Annotated in this window: 3 protein-coding genes; all 3 read right to left on the bottom strand. The window is 76.0% G+C overall.

Annotated elements, in window-relative coordinates; translation table 11 throughout:
- Window positions 1-298, bottom strand: a 298-nt coding sequence (locus ABT095_RS38520) for a glycosyltransferase (protein ID WP_350534298.1), incomplete at its 3' end; no start/stop codon positions are given.
- A 31-nt stretch (window positions 299-329) separates the two neighbouring features.
- Complete coding sequence (locus ABT095_RS38515; protein WP_350534297.1) at window positions 330-1,793, bottom strand: glycosyltransferase family 39 protein; 1,464 nt, start codon at window positions 1,791-1,793, stop codon at window positions 330-332.
- A 103-nt stretch (window positions 1,794-1,896) separates the two neighbouring features.
- The coding region (locus ABT095_RS38510) for an FtsX-like permease family protein (RefSeq protein ID WP_350534296.1) at window positions 1,897-4,606 on the bottom strand (2,710 nt) is incomplete at its 5' end.

The following is a 4,606-nucleotide window of genomic DNA, read 5'->3' as shown; positions in this document are numbered from 1 at the left end:
CGAGGACGTCGAAGCCGTGGTCGATGCCCCAGCGGAAGCCGGCCAGGTAGGCGGCGCCGAGGCCTTCCTTGCCCTTGCGGTGCATGACCTGGACGCAGGTGTCGGTGGCGGCGAGCTTGTCGGCGATCTCGCCGGTGCCGTCGGGGCTGTTGTCGTCGGCGACCAGGACGTGGACCTCGGGGACGGCGGCACGGACCCGGGAGACGATCCGCTCGACGTTCTCCGCCTCGTTGTAGGTCGGGATGATCACCAGCACCTTGCCGAGATCGGCGAAGGTGGTCTCCTCAGGGGCAGTCACGGCTGAGCCTTTCGGTTGTTCACGGGGGAGGTCACGGGTGGGTGCGCCGCAGCAGCGAGACGGTCAGCATCCGCACGTGCCGGGTCTCGGCGGGGGTGAACACCGCCCGCAGCGCCGCCGTCTGATCGGCCGGCAGCTGCGCGAACGGGTCCTCGCTGGGCCCGATGGTAACCACCCAGGTGCGGGGCTCGGAGCCGATGCAGGCGGCCGGGGCCGGGCAGCTGACGGGGAAGAGGTCGTCCGCCTGCACCGCCGTCTCGGCGATCAGGAAGGGGCGCGGCCGCACTCCGGGCGGCAGGTAGTAGTCGACGCCCGGGCCGATCATCCGCCAGGCGTCCCACCCGGCCAGGGCGACGATGCCGTCCCCCGGCCGGTACCCGGCGGCGACCAGCTCGGCGGCGCCCCGGAAGTCGCTCTCGGAGTGGGCCGTGACCCCCCGCAGCAGCCGCTGCTCGGGCAGCCCGAGCAGCAGGACGGACACCCCGGCCGCCACGGCCAGCAGCACCCGCAGGGCCGTGTTCGGCCCGCGCCGGGTGGCCAGGAAGCCCGCCGCCAGCACGGCCCAGGCGGGGACGGTGAAGAGCAGGTACCGGTCGAGGAAGTAGGAGGTCTCGCCCTGGGAGACCACCCAGACCGCGAGGACGGGCAGCACCGCCATCGCCAGCGGCCCGAGCGCCCGGCGGTGCACCAGCAGCAGGGCGAGCAGCGTCAGCACCTCGAAGGCGTGCCAGACGTTCACCGAGGCGAACAGGAACGGCCCGAAGCCGCGCAGCGCGTGGGCCGTCGGGGTCGGGATCCAGACCAGCTGCCGGCCCGTCTGCCGCTGCCCGACCAGCACCAGCGGCAGCAGCGGCAGCCCCGCGACCACCGCCGTCACCGCCCACTGCAGCGCCGTCCGCCACCCCTTGAGGCCGGTCACCAGCAGGACCAGTACGGCCTGCCCGGCCAGGGCGCTGAGCGAGACCAGGTGCAGCGCCCCGGCGAGGGTGGTGCAGGCGCCGTACCAGCCCCAGCGGGCGAAGCTCGGCCGCTCGAGCGCCCGGAGCAGGCACCAGGTCGCGGCGGCGACGGCGCAGGTCACCAGCGCGTAGGAGCGGGCCTCCTGGGCGTAGGCCGAGACGGCCGGGACGGCCGCCAGCAGCAGTCCGGCGGCCAGTCCGGCCGGGGCGCTGCCGTACCAGCGGCGGGCGCCGAGTGCGGTGAAGGCCGCCGCCCCGGCCATCGCGAGCGCCGAGAGCAGCCGCAGCGCGAGGACGGACTCCCCGAACACCGCCGTCCACAGGTGCAGCACCACGTAGTAGGCGCCGTTGCTGGCGTCCACGTTGCCCAGTATCGCGAACAGCTTCGCCAGCGGCCGGCCGGCCGCGCTCCAGCTGGAGATCTCGTCCCGCCAGAGCTCGGGGGTGGTGATCCGGTACGCCCCGAGCAGACCGGCGGCCAGCGCCGGTGTCAGCCAGACGGTCTGAGGGCGGAGGGTCCGTAAGGTGAGGCCCAAGAGCTTCTGATCCGATCATCCGCCCTGCGCACCGAACCGGTGGCCGGTGGTGCGCAGGTGACAGATGGTCAGCGTACCCAGTCGGGCGCCCCGCCCGCGCTCGTCACTCCGCCCGGCGGGTCAGCGGGACGCGCGCCCGGGTGAGCAGGGCGGCCAGCACGGCGGCGGTGAGCGGGATGCCCACCAGCGTCACCGCGAGCTCGGCCCACGGCACCGTGACCGTCGGGGCGTGCGGGACGCCGGGGACGCTCAGCGCGCCGTCCCGCAGCCTGCGCAGCGCCACCGCCGGGACGAAGCCGCTCACCACCCCGAGCACCGTACCGATGCCCGCGATCACCCCGGCCTGCAGCCCGCTGAGCCGGCGCCGGATCGCCGGGCCGGCGCCGACGGCGGTCAGGGTGCCCAAGTCCCGCTGGGAGTCGGCGGCGGCCAGCCCGGTGGCGATGCCCGCCGCGCCGAGCGCGACCAGCGCGGCGAAGGCGGTCAGCGCCACCGGCACCAGGTCGAAGCTCGGCCGGAAGCCGCGCTCCACGGTGACCTGGCCGCGCAGCCCCAGCCTGTCCACCGCCCCGGCGCCGCGCTGCTCCTCCTTGGCGCCCGGCACCTCGGCGGGCAGCCAGACCGATCCGGCGTCCTGCGGCGTCAGCCCGGCCTGCCGGGCCGCCCGGTCGCCGAGCAGCACCGGCCCGTACCCGGCCGCGACCGGACGGTCGAGCAGGACGGCGGGCACCTGGACGTCGAACTCGGCCGGCTTCGGAGTCTGCCCCGGCTGCACCGGCCCGCCCGCGCCGCCCCGCAGGTGCAGGGTCACCCGGCCGTCCTTCAGGTACGACGGGTCGAAGACCACGGCCTTGCCACCCGCCAGCGCCGCCTCGGCCGCCTGGTCGCGCACCCCGAACAGGTTGTGCAGGACGGCCGCGTCACCCACCGGCACCCCGCCGAACAGGGCGGCGCTCCGACCGGCCTGGGCACCGCCCCCGGGCCGGACCAGCTCGGGCAGGCTGCTGCAGCCCGGGCAGAACACGTACGCCGCCTGCGCCACGTCGGCCCGCTCGCCCAGACCGGGCATCACCCCGGCCACGGCCGCCCGCGCCTGCGACAGCTTCGCGCTCTCACCGTACAGCTGGAGGGCGACCGCTCCGCGCGGCATCGCCGCCCGGTACTCGGCCCGGGCCTGGGCGTCGCTGCTCGCGGTGTAGATCCCGACCGAGACCGACCCCGCGACGGCGGCCAGCACCGCCGCGACGGCGGGCGCCGTCCGGGCGCGGTGGCGGACGGCGTCGCGCAGCGCGAGCCGGGGGCCGAGCGGGAGACGGCGGCCGAGCCGGCCGCAGAGGCCGACCAGAAAGGGCGTCAGCGTCACCACACCCAGCTCGGAGAGCACGGCGCCGCCGACCACGGCCAGCATCGGCCGGTCCATCCCGGCCGCCACCACCAGGCCCCGGCCGCTGCCGCCGACCGCCCCGTACAGCGCGAGCACCGCGCCGCCGAGCAGCATCAGCACGCCGAGCAGCGCGATCCGGCGGCTGGCGGGCCGGAGCGTCCGGCGCGAGCGCAGCGCCGCCACCACGTCCTGCCGGGCGGCCTGGACGGCGGGGGCGACGGCGGCGAGCAGACCGGTCACCACGCCCAGCAGCGCGATGCCGAGCAGATCGGCGGGCCGGAGGTCGAAGTGGCCGAAGCGGCTGCCCGCGTGCACCTCCGCCCAGGGGCGGACCAGCGCGACTGCCGCGATCCCGGCCGCCACCCCGAGCACTGCTCCGGCGGCCCCGAGCACGATGCCGCCGCCGAGCACCACGGCCCGGACTTGGCCGCGCTCCCCGCCGGTGGCGGCCAGCAGGCCGAGCTGGCGCTGCGAGCGCCGCGCACCGACCGCGAAGGCCGGGCCGGCGAGCAGCACCACCTCGAGCAGCGCCATGCCGACCACGACCGCCACCACCAGGGCGCTGAGGTGGTCGGAGGCGATGGTGAAGCTGCTGCGCGCGGCGTAGTACGGCACGTCCGCGCGGGCCGGCCGGTGCAGGGCTACTTCGCGTGAAGTGGCCGTGAAGCCGTACCTGTTGAGCTCCTGGACCTTGGCCCAGCCGGCCGCGTTCGGCTGGCCGGCGGGTAGCCGGACCAGCCAACTGCCACCCGGCTTCGGGGTGTTGTCCTGCGGCGTCGGTGGCTTCAAGGTGTCGAGCAACTCGCCCGGGCGGGCGACCAGTTCGACCTTGCCGAGCGCGCCGGGGTGCTCGACCACGCCGGTGATCCGAAGGGACCGGTCGGCGCCCTGGACGGTGGTGGTGTCGCCCAGGCGCAGCCCCGACTGGTCGAGGAAGGCCCGGGTGACGGCCACCTCGTCCTTGGCGGCGGGGGCCTTGCCCTCGGTCAGGTCGAGCCTGCCCCGCCAGACGGGGTCGGCCAGGTCCGCCTCGGTGGTCTCCGTCCGCAGCAGGCCCTCGTGGGACTTGGCGCCGACCGTCGGGCCGGTCTCGACGGGCGTAAACGTGGCGCCTGATGGCAGAAGTTGGCGGATCAGGGCGGCCGGATCGGTGGCCAGACTGCGCTGCTGCTCCGCCGTCGGCGTCCTGCCGTGGCCGCTGACCGTGATGCCGTCCTCGGCGTCGGGAGCCTGCAGCACCGACTCGCCGGGGGCGAGACTGCGCACCAGCAGATCGGCGGTGCCGAGCTGCCGGGTGGCCTGCTCCAGCGGGGTCAACTGGGCGCTGCGGTAGGTGATGTCGGCGCCGGTGACGCCGAGCACGGGCAGGGCGATCATGGCGAGCACCAGGGCGCTGCGGCCCTTGGCCCGCAGGGCGTCCCGGCGGGCG

Source organism: Kitasatospora sp. NPDC002227 (assembly GCF_040296285.1).
Lineage (GTDB): Bacteria > Actinomycetota > Actinomycetes > Streptomycetales > Streptomycetaceae > Kitasatospora.
The sequence above is the reverse complement of the archived record's forward strand: the minus strand, read 5'-3'. Positions and strand labels throughout refer to the sequence as shown.